Origin of the sequence: Dongia sp. (assembly GCF_041906375.1) — a bacterium.
Taxonomy (GTDB): Bacteria; Pseudomonadota; Alphaproteobacteria; order Dongiales; family Dongiaceae; genus Dongia.
In genome coordinates this window covers 819,100-838,346 of record NZ_JAYRJJ010000002.1, presented here as the reverse complement: position 1 = coordinate 838,346, position 19,247 = coordinate 819,100, and the positions used below count along the sequence as shown (strand labels likewise).

The window sequence follows — 19,247 nt, the reverse complement described above, 5'->3', positions numbered from 1 at the left end:
CAATCGGCCGGGGCTCCGCAACGCCGATCATGTCTCGGTACAGTTGGGCGTTAACGCCCGCCGCTCACATCCAGCAACGCCCCGGTGATGTAGGAGGATTCCTCGGACAGCAGGAAGAGGATGGCGTTGGCGACCTCGTCCGCCGTGCCGGGGCGGGCCAGCGGCACATTGACGGCGAGGCGGAAGGCGCGGTCGGGTTCGCCGCCGCTGGCATGGATCTCGGTATCGATGAGGCCGGGGCGGATCGCATTGACGCGGATGCCGACCGGCGCCAGCTCCTTGGAGAGGCCTACCGTCATCGTGTCGATGGCGCCCTTGGAGCCGGCGTAATCGACATATTCACCCGGCGAGCCGAGGCGAGCGGCTGCGGAGGAGAGGTTGACGAGGCTCCCCCCTTTTCCGCCGCGATCCGTGCCCATGCGCCGCGCCGTCTCGCGCGCCACCAGATAGGCGCCCGTGACGTTCACCGCGAACATGCGCGTGAGGCGCAGGGCGCTCATATCGGCCACCTTCGAAGCGGGCGCCACGATGCCCGCATTGTTGACGACACCGGTGATGGGGCCGAAGGCTTTCTCCGTCGCGTCGAACATGCGGATGACATCGGCCTCGACCGCCACGTCGCCTTGAATGGCAACGGCCTTGCCACCTTCTGCCTCGACCGCTGTCACAGTCGCCATTGCCGCCTGATCATTGCCGGCATAATTGACGCCCACCGACCAGCCGCGCTTGCCGCATTGGATAGCGACAGCGCGACCAATGCCGCGCGATGCGCCGGTGATGAGGATATTGCGCGACATGTTGCCTCCGTCTGCGACCTTGGTCTCGATTTGCACTGCGGCAAAGCCTATGCGATATGCTGGCATCCTGACTAGGCACAAGCGATCGACAGGAACCCGGCCAGTGACCACACCCAAGACCAACCCAGGCAATTTCTTCGAGGATTTCAGGCTGGGCCAAGAGATCCTGCATGCCGTCCCGCGTACGGTGACGGAAGGGGATGTGGCGCTTTATATCGGGCTCACTGGTTCGCGCTTTGCCTTGCCCTCGTCTGACAGTTTTGCCCAGAGCATCGGTTTTGCCGGCGCCCCGATCGACGACCTCCTTGCTTTTCATCTCATCTTCGGGCGGACGGTTGCCGACATCTCGCTCAATGCCGTTGCGAACCTGGGTTATGCGGTGGGGAAGTTCGGGGTGCCGCTTTATCCCGGCGATACGATCATCGCGCAGTCGAAGGTGATCGGGCTCAAGGAGAATTCGAACCACGAGACCGGCATCGTCTATGTGCATTCGGTCGGGCGCAACCAGGCCGGCGAGGTGGTGCTGGATTATGTGCGCTGGGTGATGGTGAGGAAGCGCGACCGTGTCGCCCCGGCGCCGGAGGCGCATCTTCCGCAGCTGCCGCCCATGCTCGATGTGGGCGAGTTCGAGGTGCCGGAGGATCTCGACCTCACGGCTTATGATGCCGAACTCGCGGGTTCGCCTTTCCTCTGGGAGGATTACGAGGCGGGCGAGCGCATCGACCATGTCGACGGCATGACACTGGAAGAATCCGACCATATGACCGCGACGCGCCTTTACCAGAACAATGCCAAGGTGCATTTCAACCAGCATACCGAGGGGCAGGGGCGTTTCGGCCGCCGCCTCATCTATGGCGGGCATATCATCAGCCTGGCCCGCGCGCTCTCGTTCAACGGCCTTGCCAATGCGTTCCGCATCGCCGCCATCAATGGCGGGCGCCACGTCAATCCGAGCTTCGCGGGCGATACGATCTATGCCTGGTCGGAGGTGATCGAGAAGATCGCGTTGCCCGGGCGCGCCGATCTTGGCGCCTTGCGGTTGCGAACCATTGCCACCAAGGACCTTCCCTGTTCCAGCTTCCCGGGTTCGGATGCGACAGGAAAATATCCCGAAAGCGTCGTCCTCGATTTGGACTATACTGTTTTGATGAAACGGCGCGGCTGAGCATAAACTTGTCGCTATCGGCTTGCGTTCGTTGACGGTGTGGTAACAATTCAGTATCAAGATCACGCCTTCTGCTGCACTGCAGAAGCATTTGGACCGTTATCCAAGGGTCCAGAACCCAAGGAGCTCGATCGGGAGAGGGTGGGTTCCTGAGGTAAACCAGCTTGCGCCGGCCGCCCAAATCCTCCCAAGGGCAGGTGCAAGGTATCGGACGGGAAATATCATGGCCGAAAGCCAGTCCTCGGGCGCAAAACGCCATCCAAGACCGCTCAGCCCACATCTGCAGGTCTACAAGCCGCAGCTGACCTCGATTACGTCGATCCTGCACCGCTTTTCCGGCATCGCGCTGTCGGGCGGTGTGCTCTATCTGCTGTGCTGGCTGATCGCCGCCGCGCAAGGCGCTGAAGCCTTCGACCGCCTGCAGGATTTCAACGGTTCGCTCATCGGCCGCGCCCTGCTGTTCGGCTGGTCGGTCGCCTTCTTCTATCACCTCTTGAACGGCATCCGGCATCTGGCCTGGGATGCGGGCTTTGGCTTCGAGCTGCCCACCGCCGCCAAATCCGGCTATGCGGTCTTCATCGGCACCGCGATCCTGACCGTTGCCGCCTGGGTCATCGGCTATTTCCAGATGGGGGCGTTCTGATGGCGCATTCGGAAAACTCGCTGCGCTCCAAGCTCGGCCAGGCGCGCGGCCTCGGCTCGGCCCATGAAGGTGTCCATCACTGGTGGGCGCAGCGCATGTCGGCCCTGGCGCTCATTCCCTTGAGTCTGTGGCTGGTGGCGGCCCTCGTCTGCAATGCCGGCGCCGATTACGCCGTGGTCAGCCAATGGCTCTCCAGCCCGTTCACATTGGGCGCGCTCGGCCTCACCATCCTCATCACCGTCTATCATGCGGTCCTTGGCCTGCAGGTCGTGGTCGAGGATTACATCCATGCCCAGCCGACCAAGCTCATCCTCATGATCCTGCTGCCGATGAGCGGCGTAGCATTGGTGGTCGCGGCGATCGTCTCGCTGCTGGTCATCGCCTTCGCCGGTTGAGCCAGCACATTCAAGAAGTGAAGCATCATGGCTGATACAGCAAAAAGCGCGCCGAACATCAACGGGACTGCCTATCCCTTTGTCGATCACGTCTATGACGTCGTCGTGGTCGGCGCCGGCGGTGCGGGTCTGCGCGCCACCTTCGGCATGGCGGAAAAAGGCCTCAAGACGGCCTGCATTTCCAAGGTCTATCCGACCCGGTCCCACACCGTGGCAGCCCAGGGCGGCATCTCCGCTTCGCTGGGCAATATGGGGCCGGACGATTGGCGCTGGCATATGTACGACACGGTCAAGGGCTCCGATTGGCTGGGCGACCAGGATGCCATCGAATATATGTGTCGCGAGGCGGTGCCGGCGATCATCGAGCTCGAGCATTACGGCGTCCCCTTCAGCCGCACCCAGGAAGGCAAGATCTATCAGCGTCCCTTCGGTGGCATGACCACGGAATTTGGCAAGGGCATCGCGCAGCGCACCTGTGCCGCTGCCGACCGCACCGGCCACGCCATCCTGCACACGCTCTACCAGCAGGCGCTCAAGCACCGCGCCGAATTCTTCGTCGAATATTTCGCCCTCGACCTCATCATGGATGAGGACGGCGCCTGCGTGGGTGTCGTCGCCTGGAACCTCGATGACGGCACCATCCACCGCTTCCACGCCAAGCTCGTGGTGCTGGCGACCGGTGGCTATGGCCGCGTCTTCTTCTCGGCCACCTCCGCCCATACCTGCACCGGCGACGGCAACGCTATGGCGCTCCGCGCTGGCCTGCCGCTCCAGGACATGGAATTCATCCAGTTCCACCCGACCGGCATCTATGGCGCCGGCTGCCTCATCACCGAAGGTGTGCGCGGCGAGGGCGGCTATCTCACCAATTCGGCGGGCGAGCGTTTCATGGAACGCTATGCGCCGTCGGCGAAGGACCTGGCGTCGCGTGACGTCGTCTCCCGCGCCATGACGATGGAAATTCGCGAAGGCCGCGGTGTCGGCCCGCACAAGGACCACATCCATCTGCATATCGAACATCTCGACCCGAAGATCATCCACGAACGCCTGCCGGGCATTGCCGAGACGGCGCGGATCTTCGCCGGCGTCGATGTGACACGCGAACCGATTCCGGTGCTGCCGACCTGCCATTACAACATGGGCGGCGTGCCGACGAATTATCGCACCGAAGTGGTCACCAAGAAGGACGGCAATCCGGACAGCGTCGTTCAGGGCCTGATGGCCATCGGCGAGGCGGCCTGCGTCTCGGTCCACGGCGCCAATCGCCTGGGGTCCAATTCGCTGCTCGATCTCGTCGTCTTCGGTCGTTCGGCCGCGATCCGCGCTGCCGAACTGGTGAAGAGCGGCGAGAAGCATCGCAACCTGCCCAAGGATGCCGGCGACAAGGCGATCGAACGCCTCGACCGCCTGCGCAATGCCAAGGGCGATATTCCGACGGCGAAGCTGCGCCTCGACATGCAGAAGATCATGCAGAACGATTGCGCGGTATATCGCACGGGGAAGACGCTGAAGGAAGGCGTCGACAAGATCCGCGACGTGTTCGGCCAGCGTCACCGCGTCAAGGTCGAGGACCGCTCTCTCATCTGGAACAGCGATCTCGTGGAGACCCTGGAACTCGACAACCTCATGTACCAGGCGCTGGTGTCGATTGAATCGGCCGCCAATCGCGAGGAAAGCCGCGGCGCCCAGGCGCGCGAGGATTTCCCCAATCGCGATGACGAGAAGTGGATGAAGCACACCATTTCCTGGATCGACGAAAGCGGCAAGGTGACGCTCGACTATCGTCCCGTCCATCTGACGACCTTGAGCAACGACGTTCAGGTCTTCCCGCCCAAAGCCCGCGTGTACTAAGGACCAGCATCATGGCCGAGCTGACACTGCCAGCAAATTCGAAACCCACCATCGGCAAGACCTGGAAGGCGCCGGCGGGGGCGAAGAACATCAAGGTGTTCAAGATCTATCGCTGGGATCCGGATACCGGCGCCAATCCGCGCGTCGATTCCTACGAAGTCGACATGGATTCCTGCGGCCCGATGATCCTGGACGCGATCATCAAGATCAAGAACGAGATCGATTCGACCCTCACCTTCCGTCGTTCCTGCCGCGAGGGTGTGTGCGGTTCCTGCGCCATGAACATTGATGGCACCAACACGCTGGCCTGCACGAAGTTCACCGCGGAAGTGAAGGGTGACGTGAAGATCTATCCGCTGCCGCATATGCCGGTGGTGAAGGATCTGGTGCCCGACCTCACCCATATCTTCGCGCAGTACGAGACGATCGAGCCCTGGCTGAAATCGGATACGCCGCCGCAAACCCGCGAACGCCTGCAATCGCCGGAAGAGCGCGCCAAGCTCGACGGCTTGTGGGAATGCATCCTCTGCTTCTCCTGCTCGACCTCCTGCCCCAGCTATTGGTGGAACGGCGATCGATATCTCGGTCCCGCCATCCTGCTGCAGGCCTATCGCTGGATCGCTGACACCCGCGACGAGGCGACCGGCGAACGGCTAGATCAACTCGAAGATCCTTTCCGCCTCTATCGCTGCCATACCATCATGAACTGCACCAAGACCTGCCCGAAGGGATTGAACCCGGCGAAGGCCATCGGTGAGATCAAGAAGCTGATGGTCGAGCGCCGCTAGAGCCCGTAGAGCGGCATCTTTCCGTCCAATCCGCGCAGTGCCTGCGATCCCAAGGGTCGCAGGCGCTTTTTGTTTGTCAACGCCATGTCGGCCAGCGCTCCCGAGATCAGGATCGGTTCGCTGAGCTTACCGCAGAGCGATTCCATGCGCGCCACCTCGTTGACGGCCTGGCCGATGACGGTGAAGTCGAGCCGTCGCGCGGTGCCGATATTGCCGTAGCTCACATGGCCGACATGGAGGGCGATGTCGAGGGAGAGCGGGAGTTCCGCCGCGCCGAGCCGGCGCTGGGCTTCCACCGCCGCCGTGATGGCCCGGTCAGCCACCATCTCGTCAGGTGTTTCCTGACCCAGCAGGAAGATTGCCAGAACGCCGTCGCCCATGAATTTTAGGATCTGTCCACCTTGCGCGGCGATCGCTTCGCCAACGCAATCGAAGCTGCGGTTGAGCGTGTCCAGCGTCACGTCGATCGGCTGTTCGGCGCTGAAGCGGGTGAAGCCGCGCAGATCCGCGAACAGCAGGACCGCGCGCACATCGGTTGCGCTGCCCCGCGTGATGGCGCCGCGCATGACGCGATGTCCGGCATCTTCGCCGACATAGGCAGAGAGGACATTGCAGGCGCTTTCGACGACGACCAGCGACTTGACGGCGGCGGCCAGGGCGCCCACGCGTGGGCGCAGGAAATCAAGCTGCCCATCCGAGAAGCCGGCCGGATCGCGCGTCGCCCATGAGCTCACCATGCCCATGCCGCCGCCTTCGATATGTTCGACTTCCCAATGAAACCAATGCGCATAGGCGATCCAATCGGTGAAGCCCTGCTCTTTGAGCTCGGCAAAGAGCGCGTAATCGTCGATGGCCAAAGGCTGGCCGAGGCGGCGGCGCATCATGCCGGTACCGCTGCGAATCATGACGACGAGCGGCCCTTCGCGCCAGGCGATGCTCGATTCACCATGCGGGAAACTCTCCATCTGCGAGCCCGTCTCAGGCTCCCAGATCAGCGATTGCGCGCGGATCGACGGATCGAGTGCTGCCGTGGCGATGAGTGCCCGCGCAAGATCGAGGCCCGCCGCATTGATCTGCGCGCAGAAGCCCTCCATGACGTTCCTGAGCGGCGTGCCGCGCAAGCTTGCTTCGGCAAGCCAGGCGTAGAGCTCGGAATCCGGCGCCGTCAATTCCGCAGGCCGCGGGTCTTCACGGAGAGGCCCGGAATCTCGCCGGTCTTGGCGCCGGTTGATTCCAGGCCGCGCTGATGTGCCTCCCGCAGATCGGCCCCGCGCAGATCAGCGTCGCTGATATCGGCGTCGGACAGATTGGCACCCTGCAGGTCGGTCGCCAGCAGCCAGGCGCGCTTCAGATTGGCGCGGGTGAGGCGGCAACCCACCAGCCTCGCCGCGGCGAGATTGGTGCGCGAGAGATCGAGGCCGGAAAGGTCGAAACCCTCGAGTTCCAGGCGCTGTCCGGCCTGGCCCAGCGTGCTCACCCAGCGCGCATGCTGGCCGAGGCGTTCCCGGACTTCGGCCTCCGAAAGGCGCGGCGCCGAGCCGACGGGCAATTGCGCGGCGCGGACCTGGTCGCGGGTCGCCTGATCGACCGAGGCATGGCTGAAATCGGCCTGCTCAAGCTCCGCCTGGTTGAGGCGGATCGCCTGCAATTCGGCGGCGGCGAAATTGGCGCGACGCATGTCGGCGCCTGAGAAATCGGTCTCCAGCAGATAGGCGCCGGAGAAATCGACGCTGACGAGCTTGGCGTCCTTGAACACCGTCTGGGCAAGCTTGGCACCCCGGAAGCGGCAGGCCGGCGCCTCATCCCAATTGGCATCACCCCCGCTGCGCTGGGTGAAATCCTGCCTGAGATCGGCAGCGGATAGCGCCGTCCGCGTCATGTCGCTGCCGTGAAAGACGGCGCCACGCATATCGGCGCGTTCGAAATTGGCGCCGGTCATGTCAGCTTCATCGAAGATCGTGCCGGTCAGGATGGCGCCGCGGAACAAGGTTCCGCGCAAGGTCGACCGCTCGAGGTTGCACCGCACCATATAGGCGTCGGTGAAGTCCATATGGCTGAGGTCGAGCTTGGAAAGATTGCACTCGCTCAGCATCAGGCGCTGGCCGTTGACCCGGCCCAGCCGCCAATTGCGATGCACTTCAGCCAGCCGGCGAAGCGCCCCGGCATTGAGCGTGAGTTTCTTCAGGACTTTGGGCGCCTGCGGATCCATTCATGGCACCAATAAAGCGACTCGGATGCCGCTATGGTGCCGTTCCCCTCAGCGCCTCACAAGCGCCATGTTGCGCCAGGGCCCGCCCAACTCCGGGCCTTCCAAGCGGTTGGATTACTTGCCGGCGCTACACGTATTGAGGCCGATCAGGCGATAGGCCGGGCAATAGCCGAAAAGCGCCGTCGCCAGCGGAATGATGCCGACCCAGCCCCACGGTGTTTGCGGGCCGACGAAGACCAGGGCAATCAGCACGACGCCGACGATGAGACGCAATGCGCGGTCGATGCCGCCGACATTCTTCCCCATAACAAAATCTCCTCTCGTGGATTGAGCGATAGAAAGAGGTTAGCCGGATTTTGACACACACTCTGTGACTTGGTCACCGCAGGCGAGTTTTCAGGTGCCGGCAAGGTGCGACAAGGCGTCCCGATCGATGATCTGAATCTGGCCGCGCGTGAGCTTCAGCCACCCGCGTCGCTCGAATTCCTTCAATTGCCGGCTAACGACCTCGCGGGCGGTGCCAAGTTCGGCGGCGATGTCCTGGTGCGTCATGGTGAGCAACGCACTGCCTGGCGCCATCAGGTGGCCGGCGAGGCGCGCATCGATGCGACGGAAGGCGACGTCTTCCAGCAGCGCAACGATCTCCTGCAGCCGCGCCGCCAGCGTGGCGAAGATCAACTGGCGGAAGGCGGGGGCGTCGGCGACCAGCTCCTGAAACAGGCTGTCGGGCAGGGCGAAGCCGGCTATGTCGGTTTCGGCAATGAGTTCGGCACCCAGAGACAGCTGGCCGAGCAAGGCTGCCGCAGACAGCACGCAGGTCTCGCCGGCAGCAACACGGTAGAGCACGATCTCGCGCCCACCTTCGCTAACGCCGCGGACTTTGACGATACCCTGGGTGAGCAGGACGAAATGCGGCAGCGACTCGCCCGGCCGCGCCAGGATGGCACCGGCGGGGGCCGCGACCGGCCGCGCGCCTTCGGCAAGGCGCATTGTCGCTGCCGCGTCCAGCTGGCTGAGTGGCGGAAAGGCGGCCAGCAAGGCGCGGTCGATCATGCTTCGCTCTCCAACCCGTCCGCGACGATGTCGAGCTGCCAGTGATCCCCCTCGGGCCGAAAATGCACCAGCGTCGTGTTGGCGATATCCATGCCGACGGGGAGGGCCAGCAGATGCTCCAAAGCCCAGACGACGCCGCCATGGGCAACGACCAGGATGGGACCCGGCAGGGCAAGTGCCGTTGTCATGCCGCGGTGGATGCGCCTGGTGAAGTCGGCGAAGCTCTCGACGCCATCGCGCGTGGCGCCTGCTCGCCAGTCGGCGAACCAGCCGCGCGCCTCGGAACCTTCATAAGGACCGACGTCGAATTCGCGCAGATCCTCGATGAAATGCATGTCGAGGCCGAGCCTCGCATTGAGGATCTCGGCCGTCCGACGCGCGCGCGACAAGGGCGAGGCCGCGATGCTGCCGAAGCGGTAGCCCGACATCGCAGCACGCAGGGCCCGCGCCTGCCCCTCGCCTGTGGCGTTCAGGGGAATGTCGCGCCAGCCCTGCATCCGTCCGGTCCGGTTCCAATCGGTCTCGCCATGGCGCACGAAGTGAAAGGCGGTGAGCGGAAGGGAAGCGAGCGGCATTTCGGGTCATTGGATCCTGTTCGGCAACGGGCTCTATTGAGATTTGAAAGTTGTGCCCACGCTTTCGAAGTCGCCAAAATCCTTCTTGTCACAATTTCCGTTCCAGATCCTGGCCGCAGCACAACCGAACGGACTGTATTTGAGAAAGGCGTTTTCGCCAACCCAGCCATCCGGCTGCTTCATGCCGGCCGGCTGAATGAACGCTGCCGATGCCTCGCCCACGAGTCCAAGAGGCAGCCGGAACGGCCGCTTGATGACATAGGTGCGCGCCAGGTCAAGATTGACGATGTAGCTCGGCAAATTGGGCGATAGGGGTCCGGCGGCACGCCAACTGGCCAAATCGGCCTCGGTCGCCTGCGCAAGAATGCCTTCGCTGACCAGGCGTGCCAATGCCGGGCGGCCGAACAGGATGGGCCGATGCTGGTCGACCAGGAAATCGGGCACCACGAACGGCTCGGCTTCGGCCGGCAATTGGGCCGCATCCTCCTCCGGCCCAAGGACGATCGACTCAAGCGAATGTTTGTCGACCAAATTGTCCGGCACGCGGCCGAAAGCCTGTGTCGACATCTGGGCAATTTCGTCGGCCGAAACAGCGTCGAGCATGCCCATGTTCATGCCGCGGCGGAATACGTTGCTGCATTGCTTGTCGGCGACCGCCGCCGCCAGCATGGGCACACGCGCACCCCTGGTGACCACCGTCTGGCGGTCGAACCCGGTCGTCACGATGCCGCCCAGAACAACTTTGGGTGCCATGCGTATATTCCAGATCACGGCATTGCGCGCGGAAAGCAGCAGAAAAACGGGGCCGCTCTTGTCGGTGACGATCACATTGACCTGTCGCGCCGGCGTGCCAAAGGCCTGTGCGGGTGTCTCGATACCGCCCTTGTAAAGGGTCACCGCATGAATTCGCGCGTTGGGCGGGCGCGAGTTGATTTCACAACTGGGTCGCAGCGCCCAGACCGGCGTCGCGATGCTCACCTCCTCTGCAATCGGATCATCGTTGTTGAGCGGCGTCGCGTCCTCCATATCGCTGCGGCCGCCGATGCCGATGCTCAGCATGATGACCGGTCCGAAGATGACGAGAAAGGCACCGGCCGCGATGATCAGGACTGTGTAGTAGATAGCGCGCCCAAACATTCAGGATCCTTGTTGGTTGTGGTGAAGGGCGGCAACGCCGCCCGAATGGAATATCACGCCTGGATTCACCGGCACGAGCTGCCGAAGCATTGATGCGGACTGATGGACCAGATCGTTATGCCGCGCGGCGCATAGCCGGGGACCAACGCCGCCGATTCAGCGAGGAACCGCCCGCTGTTCAATGAAGGTGGCGCGGTATTGAAATCGACCGGCGCGAGGATGACGTATGAGCCGCTGAGCTCGAGGCCGGGCGGGAAAAGTTTGGCCCCCGTCAGCATATCGGCATCGAATGGACTGAGAGTCGGTTCCGCTTCCAACCAGGTCACTATTTCGCCATGATAGGCGGGTCGCAGCCTGCCTTCGCTTATCTGTTGCGCCAGCCAGACTGCCTCAGGTGAGGTATCGACGAACTCGGTTGCCTTCTCTGGTGGCGTGAAATCTGCGAAACGCAGCGGGCTCACCAGCAGCAGAAAAAGAGCGAACATGCCGCACAGGCCGAGCAGCAATTTTGTCAATGTGTGGCTCCCATCCGTCTTCACCCAGCCCGTCATGATTCGCGGCCACACGGCAAAGCTGCCTGCGGCACAGAATCATGTCAACCATTAATGGTAGGCATTTGATGGGTCTTTCTTTCAAACAACGGAAGATTGTTTCCGGCGGCGCGCTTGACGCCGCCGCCTTGCTTCGCGCATCCTGTCCGCATGCATCGAGACCTTGACATGGCGTGTGCCCGCATGCGCCGCCCCCAGCGGGTTTCCCGGGCGCGAATTAGCAACCCGGCCTGATCCATTCAGGCCGGGCCCGTCGGCTAGCGCCCGCAAGTCTCGTCCCGATCTTTCGAGATCCGTCGATCCTTCGCAGCGGCGCTTTTTCTTCAGCATTGCGGCATGCGCGTGCCCCGCCAGATCAGCGGGCGCGCCGCCGCCAGCCAAGGTCGAAACCCATGTTTGTTGAATCTCTTCTCAGAGCTCAATCGCGTCACCGACCGCAACCTGCACCGGCTGCCACAGCGCCGGCCGATCCAAGGGCCGAATTGCAGCGCCTGTTCAAATCCTACGATGCCGCCTACCTCGATTTCGATGCCGACGCGGTGGCAAGCCTTTATGACCTGCCTTGCCTGCTCTCGGCGCAGCAGGGAAACGGCAGTTTCACCGCGCGCGGCGAATTGCGTGCCGCTTTCGCACGGGTGTTCGCCGGGTACCGGCAACAAGGTCTCACCGGCGCCAGCCTTGCTTCATTGACGATCTCCACCTTGTCCGGCGATTTCGCGCAAGCCCGGGCGATCTGGTCGCTCAGCAATGCGCGTGGACACGATGTCGCGAGCTTTGCCAGCCACTACACCCTGCGCCATGTCGAGGGTCGCTGGCGCGTCGCGCATGCCGTGGCATTGGATGAGGCGGAAAAACGCACCCGGCAAAAGCCATGGGCGCCGATCCTCAGTCTGCGCTAAATCAGGCACAGTTCGTCGAGCAACAGCCGGCCGAGCGGCCAGGCGCCGAAACCGGCATCGGTGTTGATATGGCCGGCGGGACCTATATCGACGAAGCGGCTGCCCCAGTGGCGCGCGAAGTCGGCCGCCCGGTCGCGCGCCACAAAGGGATCGTCGCTGCTGGCAACGACGATGCTGGGAAAGGGCAAGGGCGATAGCGGCATCGGCCGGAAGCCGTGGGTCTCTGGCGGTGTGTGCGTATCCGAATCCACATCGGCCGGCGCCACCAGCAGGGCGCCGGCAATGGGACGCGCCTGTCGTGTCGCCCAATGCGCCACCAGTGCGCAGCTGAGGCTATGCGCTGCCAGCACCGGCGGCGACGGCATCGCCGCGACCACCATGTCGAGCCGGGCCAGCCAGTCGGTGAAATCGGGCTGGTCCCAATCTGCCTGCTCGACAGCGTGTGCATCCCCACCCAGTTCCGCCTGCCACAGGCGCTGCCAATGCTGCGGTCCGGAATTGCCGAGACCCGGAACGATCACGACGGGAAGCATTAAAGAAGTCTCCTGAACGGGGCCGGGGCCCGGTCGACGAAGTCATGCCAGATGTCGGCCAGGGCGCGACGCTGGCCGGCGAAGCTGAACAGGTCGCGGGCTTCCGCAAGGCTGCACCAGCGAAACTGATCGCTGCCATGATCGAGCGTCACCGAGACCGGCTCCGGCACAAAGGTGACGAAGATCGGCATCAGTTCAAGTACGTTATCCGGACCGAAATAGAAGGTCTCGGTGAGGCCGGCGGTGAAAAGCTCGGTGGCGCGAATGCCGGTTTCCTCCGCCACTTCGCGCAGGATCGCCTCGATGGCGGTTTCGCCCGGCTCGATGCTGCCGGTAATCAATCCCCAGGCGCCACCGGCAACCTCACCCGCCCGGCGCAAAGCCAGAATGCGCGCGGTGTCACCCCCCTCTGAACCGAAGGGTCCGGCGATGATGGCCGCCGCCACGGCGCGGCACCGCAAGGGCACGTCGCCATAGCGGCCGCCCATCCCTATTTCGCCTTCTTGGCGGCAGGCCTGGCCGGTTGATCACTTAAGGGATGCTCCAGCTTGTCGAGCATTTCCTTGGGCGCAATCTGCCAGAACTTCTTCTTCTCCTCAGCCCAATCGTTGAGGATGGAACCCGCCCATTTCGATTGCGTTTCGGCGGCATGCGCCTCGATGAGCGCCTTCAGGTGACCTTCCCAATGGGCGCTTTCCAGGCGTTGTGACGTGACGCTGTCGCCATTGAGGCGCAAGGGGAAGCGGCCGTCCTCGTCATAGACGAAGGCCATGCCGCCCGACATGCCGGCGCCGAAATTGTCGCCGACGGGCCCTAGGATGACGGCCGTGCCGCCGGTCATGTATTCGCAGCCATTGGAGCCGCAGCCTTCGATAACGACGTCGGCACCGGAATTGCGCACGGCGAAGCGTTCACCGGCCTGGCCGGCGGCGAACAATTTGCCAGCGGTGGCGCCGTAAAGCACCGTGTTGCCGATGATGGTGTTGCGGTTGCTTTCCAGCGGCGAGGAAGGCAAGGTGCGCACCACGATGGTGCCGCCCGACAATCCCTTGCCGACATAGTCATTGGCATCGCCGAAGACTTCGAGCTTCAGCCCCTGCACCGCGAAGGCGCCCAGCGACTGCCCGGCGCTCCCACGCAAGCGCACGGTCAGATGATTGGGCTTCAGCCCCGCCATGCCGAATCGCTTGGTGATGTGGGAGGAGAGCCGCGTGCCGATGGCGCGGTAGGTGTTGCGGATATTGTATTGCAGCTGCATCTTCTCGCCGGCCTGGAACAAGGCCGCCGCATCCGTCACCATACGCGCATCCAAGGTGTCTGGCACCTCGTTGCGGCCTTCCAGCGTGCAATAGCGGGCCTCGTTCCCCGGATCGGCCTGGCTGAGGATCGGGTTCAAGTCGAGATCGTCAAGATCGGCAGCACCGCGGCTGACCTGTTCGATCAGCTCGGTGCGGCCGATGACGTCGTTCAAGGTCTTGACGCCGAGCTGGGCCAGCACTTCGCGCACTTCCTCGGCGATGAAGCTGAACAGGTTGACGACCTTTTCCGGCGTGCCGGTGAATTTCTGCCGCAAGGCCGGGTCCTGCGTGCAGACGCCGACCGGGCAGGTATTGGAATGGCACTGCCGCACCATGATACAGCCCATGGCGACGAGCGAGGCGGTGCCGATGCCGAATTCCTCGGCGCCCAGGATCGCGGCGATGACCACATCGCGCCCCGTTTTGATGCCGCCATCGGTGCGCAATTTCACGCGGTGGCGCAGGCGATTGAGCGTCAGCACCTGGTGCACTTCCGCCAGACCCATTTCCCACGGGATGCCGGCATATTTGATGCTGGTGTGGGGCGAGGCGCCGGTACCGCCGACATGGCCGGAAATGAGGATCACATCCGCCTTGGCCTTCGCCACACCGGCGGCGATGGTACCGATGCCGGATCGCGCCACCAGCTTCACGCAGACCTTGGCCTCGGGGTTGATCTGCTTCAGGTCATAGATCAGCTGGGCCAGATCCTCGATCGAATAGATGTCGTGATGCGGCGGGGGCGAGATGAGCGAGACGCCAGGCGTGGCGTGGCGCAGCTTGGCGATCTCCAATGTTACTTTGAAAGCCGGCAACTGGCCGCCTTCGCCCGGTTTGGCGCCCTGCGCCACCTTGATCTCGATCTCGCGGCAATTGACCAGATATTCCGCTGTGACGCCAAAACGGCCCGAGGCGATCTGCTTGATCGCCGAATTGGCGTTGTCGCCATTGGGCTGCGGTTTGAAGCGGAGCGGGTCCTCGCCGCCTTCGCCCGAATCGGATTTGGCGCCGATGCGGTTCATGGCGATGTTGAGCGTGCCGTGAGCTTCCGGCCCCAAGGCGCCCAGGCTCATGCCGGGTGTCACGAAGCGCTTGCGGATCTCGGTGATGCTTTCGACTTCATCGGTCGAAATGGGCGTGGTGCCCGGTACGAAATCGAGGAGGTCGCGAATGGCAACCGGCGGCAGCTTGGCGACCGCTTCCGAATAGCGCTTGAAAGTCTGGTAGGATTCGCTGGCGACCGCCGATTGCAGCGTGTGGATGAGCTCCGGCGCCCAGGCATGGGTCTCGCCGGATTTCCGGAACTTGTAGAAACCGCCGACCGGCAGCGCCACGACATTCTCATGCCAGGCGCGCCTGTGAAGATCCACCACCCGATGCTGGATGCCGGTCATGCCGATGCCGGAAATACGGCTGGGCATGGAGGGGAAGTACTCAGCGACGAGCGTGCGTGACAGGCCGAGCGCCTCGAAATTGGCGCCGCCGCGATAGGAGGAGATGACGGAGATGCCCATCTTCGACATGACCTTGAGGAGGCCCTGGTCGACGGCCGCGCGGTAATTGTCGAGACAGTCCTCCAGCGGCAACTCACCGAAGAGGCCGCGTTGACGCCGATCCTCGATCGCCGCTTCCGCCACATAGGCATTGACCGTGGTGGCGCCGACGCCGATGAGGACGGCGAAATGGTGGACGTCGAGGCATTCGCCCGATCGCACGTTGAGGCTGGTGAAAGTGCGAAGCTGCTGGCGTAAGAGATGCACATGCACCGCACCCGTCGCCAGGATGGTCGGGATGGCGGCGCGCGTCGCGCTCACATGCTCGTCGGAGAGGATGAGATGCGTGGCACCGCCGCGCACGGCATCCTCGGCCTGGCGGCGGACCAGCTGGATCGCTTCGCGGAGCGCATTGTCATTGCCGGTGACGTCGAAGGTACAGTCGATCTCGGCCACACTCTCGCCCATATAGGCGCGCATCGCCTGGAACTCGGCAGTGGTGAGCACGGGGCTATCCAGCTGCAGCAACCGGCACTGGCTTTCATCCTGGTCGAGCACGTTGCCGAGATTGCCGAGCCGCGTCTTCAGGCTCATCACGCGCTTCTCACGCAGTGAGTCGATCGGCGGATTGGTGACCTGGCTGAAATTCTGCCGGAAGAATTGATGCAGGCCGCGATAGCGGTCGGAGAGGACAGCGAGCGGCGTGTCGTCGCCCATCGAGACGATTGCTTCCTTCGCTTCCTCGACCATCGGCTGGAGGACGACTTCCATGTCCTCCATGGTGAGGCCGGCCGCCACCTGGCGGCGACGCAAGAAATCCTTCTCGAAGATGGCGGGTTCGCCGCGCGTCTTCTTGATGAGGTCGTCGATGACCGTGATGTTCTTGACCCAGGCCGAAAAGTCGGCCGTGGCAGCCAGCTTGTCGAGGATCGAATTGTTGTCGTAGAGGCTTCCTTCGGAAAGATCGAGCGCCAGCATCTGTCCTGGCCCCAGGCGCCCCTTGGTCTTCAGGCGCGATTCATCGAGCCGCACCATGCCCGTTTCCGACCCGGCCACCAGGATGCCGTCCTCGGTGATGGCGTAACGCAGGGGGCGCAGGCCGTTGCGGTCGAGCCCTGCCACGACCCAGGTGCCGGCGAAGCCGCAGATGGCGGCCGGGCCATCCCAGGGCTCCATCACCGAATTGCAGTAGCTGAACATGTCCTTGATGTTCTGGGGCATGGTCACGCGCCCGTCCCAGACATCGGGGATGAGCAGGCTTTTCACCATCGGCAGCGGCCGTTCATGGGTGGTGAGAATCTCGAACACATTGTCGAGCTGTGCCGAATCCGACCCGCCGGCCTGGATGACGGGCTTCAAATCCGCCATGCGGTCGCCATAGACGCTGGAATAGAGCCGCGTCTCGTGGGCACTCATCCAGTTGACGTTGCCTTTCAGCGTGTTGATCTCGCCGTTATGGGCGATGACGCGGAAGGGCTGGGCGAGGCTCCAGGTCGGAAAGGTGTTGGTCGAATAGCGCTGGTGGTAGATCGCGAAATTGGAAACGAAGCGCTCATCGAGGAGGTCGGGGTAGAACGAGGTCAGCTGTTCGGCGAGGAACATGCCCTTATAGATGACCGAGCGGCAGGAGAGCGAGCAGATGTAAAGCTCCGGCACCTGGGCGGCCACCGCCGCGCGCTCGATGCGGCGGCGGATGACGTAGAGATCGGTCTCGAAATCCTCCTCCGAGACGCCGCGCGAATTGGCGATCATGATCTGCTCGATCTCAGGCCGCGTCGCGTTAGCTTTCTCGCCGATGATGCTGATGTCGATCGGCACCTGGCGCCAGCCATAGATGGTATAGCCGGCGTTGAGGATTTCCTGCTCGATGATGACGCGGCAGCTCTCCTGCTTGCCCAGATCGTTGCGCGGCAGGAAGATCTGGCCGACAGCGAACTTTCCCGGCTGCAGGGTCTGCCCGGCGCGGCGAATGAAATCCTCGAAGAAGGCGTGCGGGATCTGCACATGGATGCCGGCACCGTCGCCGGTCTTGCCATCGGCGTCGACAGCGCCGCGATGCCAGACCGATTTCAGCGCCTCGATCCCCATCAGCACGACCTCGCGCCGCGGCTTGCCATCGAGTGCTGCAATTAGCCCGACACCACAGGCATCGCCTTCATCGGCGGGATCGTACATGCCGGTGGCGGAAAGGTGGACAGCGTTCCGGCGGAACAGCTCGATTTCTTGCGACATGGGTGCTGCTCCTTATTCCGCCGCGGCTTTGCGCGAGGTTTCCTGCAGGTATGCGTCGATTCCGGTGGCCGCATCGCGGCCGTCGCGAATCGCCCAGACGACCAAGGACGCACCGCGCACGATGTCGCCGGCGGCGAACACGCCGGGAATGGTGGTGGTGAGATTGCGCCAGTTGACGCGCACCGTGCTGGCCTTGGTGATGGACAAGGCTGGCGCCTTGAGGCGCTGCGGCAAATCTTCCGGTTCGAAGCCCAGGGCCTTGATGACGAGATCGGCAGGCAGGTCGAAGGCCGATCCCTCGATAAGGCGAGGTGTCTGGCGGCCGGTTGCGTCCGGCATGCCGAGATGGATGCGCTCGGCGCGGACGGCCTTGACCTTGCCCATGTCGTCGTCGAGGAAGGCCGCCGGTGCCGATTGCCAGATGAACTCGACGCCTTCTTCCTCGGCATTGGTCACTTCGCGCTGGGAACCCGGCATATTGGCGCGGTCGCGGCGATAGAGGCATTTCACCGATCTGGCGCCTTGGCGGATGGCCGTGCGCACGCAATCCATCGCCGTGTCGCCCCCGCCGATGACGACGATGTCTTTATCCTTGGCGTTGAGTTCACCGCTGGCAATCTCGGCCACCTGGTCGCCGAGGCCATCGCGATTGGCGGCGGTCAAGTATTGCAGTGCCGGCACAATCCCTTTGGCGCCCGAACCGGGAGCGGCCAGGTCGCGCGCCTTGTAGACGCCGGTCGCGATCAGCACCGCGTCATGGCGCTGCCTCAGATCGTCCAGGGAAATGTCACGGCCGATCTCGACGTTCAGCTTGAAGGTGATGCCGCTTTCGCGCAGCAGCTTCTCACGCCGCGCCACCACCTGCTTGTCGAGCTTGAAATTGGGAATGCCGTAGATGAGCAGGCCGCCGACGCGGTCATAGCGGTCATAGATGGTGACCTGATAGCCCTTGCGGCGCAAAGCCTCGCCGGCGGCAAGTCCCGCCGGGCCGGCGCCGATGATGCCGACGCTCTGCGCCAGTTCGTGAATGGGCTTCACCGGCTGCACCCAGCCCATTTCGAAGGCGGTGTCGGTCACGTGCCGCTCGATGGCGCCGATGGTCACCGTGCCGTGGCCGGATTGCTCGATCACGCAATTGCCTTCGCACAAGCGATCCTGCGGGCAGATGCGGCCGCAGATCTCGGGGAAAGTGTTGGTGGCCGAGGAGATCTCATAAGCCTCCTCAAGGCGCCCCTCGGCGGTCAGTTTCAGCCAGTCGGGGATGTTATTGCTGAGCGGGCAATGCACTTGGCAGAAGGGGACCCCGCATTGCGAGCAGCGGCTGGCCTGGGTCTGCGCGATCCGGGCAGCGAAATCGGCATAGATCTCGCCGAAATCGGCCCGGCGCTCGGCGGCCTGGCGCTTATCCGGCATGGCCCGGCTGACGGACACGAATTTCAGCAACTTCTCCGCCATGGCTTCCTCGCTTTGGCTCGACCGCTTTCTTGCGCCCGGCAGGTCCGGGCGGGACACATTAGCAAAGTGATTTGTCAGAGCAATGACGAAATGCGTCTTTAGGACAATTAAGCTGTCTTATTTTCTGTCCGTAAGGTCAAAAGACGCGGTACGCACTTGCGGCGCGATGGAAA

The 19,247-nt window shown here is 63.3% G+C and carries 18 protein-coding genes; 6 read left to right on the top strand and 12 right to left on the bottom strand.

Going from position 1 to position 19,247, the window contains the following annotated elements; genetic code table 11:
- Window positions 1-50: 50 nt before the first annotated feature.
- On the bottom strand, window positions 51-797 hold the full coding sequence (locus ACE3OA_RS10800) for an SDR family oxidoreductase (protein WP_374310759.1): 747 nt from the start codon (window positions 795-797) through the stop codon (window positions 51-53).
- Between the two features lie 103 nt (window positions 798-900).
- Between ACE3OA_RS10800 and ACE3OA_RS10795 the strand changes: the two genes are divergently transcribed.
- The 5 genes from ACE3OA_RS10795 to ACE3OA_RS10775 all read left to right on the top strand — a co-directional run bounded on the left by ACE3OA_RS10795 (window position 901) and on the right by ACE3OA_RS10775 (window position 5,639).
- Window positions 901-1,962 carry a MaoC family dehydratase gene (locus ACE3OA_RS10795; protein WP_374310758.1) on the top strand — a complete coding sequence of 354 codons (1,062 nt, stop codon included), beginning with the start codon at window positions 901-903 and terminating at the stop codon, window positions 1,960-1,962.
- A 223-nt stretch (window positions 1,963-2,185) separates the two neighbouring features.
- Window positions 2,186-2,605 (top strand): succinate dehydrogenase, cytochrome b556 subunit, encoded by a 420-nt coding sequence (sdhC, locus tag ACE3OA_RS10790; RefSeq protein WP_374310757.1) that lies wholly within the window; start codon window positions 2,186-2,188, stop codon window positions 2,603-2,605.
- Window positions 2,605-3,000, top strand: coding sequence for a succinate dehydrogenase, hydrophobic membrane anchor protein (gene sdhD / locus ACE3OA_RS10785; protein WP_374310756.1), 396 nt, complete (start codon window positions 2,605-2,607; stop codon window positions 2,998-3,000). The genes sdhC and sdhD overlap by 1 nt, the downstream gene beginning before the upstream one ends.
- Before the next feature lie 27 nt (window positions 3,001-3,027).
- Window positions 3,028-4,851 carry a succinate dehydrogenase flavoprotein subunit gene (sdhA, locus tag ACE3OA_RS10780; RefSeq protein WP_374310755.1) on the top strand — a complete coding sequence of 608 codons (1,824 nt, stop codon included), beginning with the start codon at window positions 3,028-3,030 and terminating at the stop codon, window positions 4,849-4,851.
- Window positions 4,852-4,862: 11 nt separating this feature from the next.
- Entirely contained in the window at window positions 4,863-5,639 is a 777-nt protein-coding gene (locus ACE3OA_RS10775) for a succinate dehydrogenase iron-sulfur subunit (protein WP_374310754.1), read from the top strand.
- Here ACE3OA_RS10775 and ACE3OA_RS10770 read toward each other — a convergent pair.
- From ACE3OA_RS10770 to ACE3OA_RS10740, 7 genes are all read right to left on the bottom strand, one after another.
- Complete coding sequence (locus ACE3OA_RS10770) at window positions 5,636-6,808, bottom strand: adenylate/guanylate cyclase domain-containing protein (RefSeq protein ID WP_374310753.1); 1,173 nt, start codon at window positions 6,806-6,808, stop codon at window positions 5,636-5,638. The two genes, ACE3OA_RS10775 and ACE3OA_RS10770, sit on opposite strands and share 4 nt — an antisense overlap.
- Window positions 6,805-7,848, bottom strand: coding sequence for a pentapeptide repeat-containing protein (locus ACE3OA_RS10765; protein WP_374310752.1), 1,044 nt, complete (start codon window positions 7,846-7,848; stop codon window positions 6,805-6,807). The genes ACE3OA_RS10770 and ACE3OA_RS10765 overlap by 4 nt, the downstream gene beginning before the upstream one ends.
- A gap of 114 nt (window positions 7,849-7,962) precedes the next feature.
- Window positions 7,963-8,154 carry a DUF2892 domain-containing protein gene (locus tag ACE3OA_RS10760; protein ID WP_374310751.1) on the bottom strand — a complete coding sequence of 64 codons (192 nt, stop codon included), beginning with the start codon at window positions 8,152-8,154 and terminating at the stop codon, window positions 7,963-7,965.
- A gap of 90 nt (window positions 8,155-8,244) precedes the next feature.
- The gene (locus ACE3OA_RS10755; protein WP_374310750.1) at window positions 8,245-8,901 is read right to left on the bottom strand and encodes a Crp/Fnr family transcriptional regulator; all 657 of its coding nucleotides are present in this window, start codon (window positions 8,899-8,901) and stop codon (window positions 8,245-8,247) included.
- Complete coding sequence (locus ACE3OA_RS10750) at window positions 8,898-9,476, bottom strand: histidine phosphatase family protein (RefSeq protein WP_374310749.1); 579 nt, start codon at window positions 9,474-9,476, stop codon at window positions 8,898-8,900. The genes ACE3OA_RS10755 and ACE3OA_RS10750 overlap by 4 nt, the downstream gene beginning before the upstream one ends.
- Before the next feature lie 33 nt (window positions 9,477-9,509).
- The gene (locus ACE3OA_RS10745; RefSeq protein WP_374310748.1) at window positions 9,510-10,613 is read right to left on the bottom strand and encodes a hypothetical protein; all 1,104 of its coding nucleotides are present in this window, start codon (window positions 10,611-10,613) and stop codon (window positions 9,510-9,512) included.
- A 65-nt stretch (window positions 10,614-10,678) separates the two neighbouring features.
- On the bottom strand, window positions 10,679-11,164 hold the full coding sequence (locus tag ACE3OA_RS10740) for a hypothetical protein (protein ID WP_374310747.1): 486 nt from the start codon (window positions 11,162-11,164) through the stop codon (window positions 10,679-10,681).
- Window positions 11,165-11,646: 482 nt separating this feature from the next.
- On the opposite strand from ACE3OA_RS10740, the gene ACE3OA_RS10735 reads away from it, so the two are divergent.
- Window positions 11,647-12,063 carry a hypothetical protein gene (locus ACE3OA_RS10735; protein WP_374310746.1) on the top strand — a complete coding sequence of 139 codons (417 nt, stop codon included), beginning with the start codon at window positions 11,647-11,649 and terminating at the stop codon, window positions 12,061-12,063.
- Here the strand turns inward: ACE3OA_RS10735 and ACE3OA_RS10730 are convergent.
- The 4 genes from ACE3OA_RS10730 to ACE3OA_RS10715 are packed head-to-tail and all read right to left on the bottom strand — an operon-like array spanning window position 12,060 to window position 19,074.
- Complete coding sequence (locus ACE3OA_RS10730) at window positions 12,060-12,596, bottom strand: RBBP9/YdeN family alpha/beta hydrolase (protein ID WP_374310745.1); 537 nt, start codon at window positions 12,594-12,596, stop codon at window positions 12,060-12,062. The two genes, ACE3OA_RS10735 and ACE3OA_RS10730, sit on opposite strands and share 4 nt — an antisense overlap.
- The gene (locus tag ACE3OA_RS10725; RefSeq protein WP_374310744.1) at window positions 12,596-13,084 is read right to left on the bottom strand and encodes an NUDIX pyrophosphatase; all 489 of its coding nucleotides are present in this window, start codon (window positions 13,082-13,084) and stop codon (window positions 12,596-12,598) included. The genes ACE3OA_RS10730 and ACE3OA_RS10725 overlap by 1 nt, the downstream gene beginning before the upstream one ends.
- A 2-nt stretch (window positions 13,085-13,086) precedes the next feature.
- On the bottom strand, window positions 13,087-17,619 hold the full coding sequence (gltB, locus tag ACE3OA_RS10720) for a glutamate synthase large subunit (protein WP_374310743.1): 4,533 nt from the start codon (window positions 17,617-17,619) through the stop codon (window positions 13,087-13,089).
- Window positions 17,620-17,631: 12 nt separating this feature from the next.
- Window positions 17,632-19,074: an NAD(P)-dependent oxidoreductase gene (locus tag ACE3OA_RS10715; protein ID WP_374310742.1), complete on the bottom strand. Its 1,443-nt coding sequence runs from the start codon at window positions 19,072-19,074 to the stop codon at window positions 17,632-17,634.
- Window positions 19,075-19,247 lie beyond the last annotated feature (173 nt).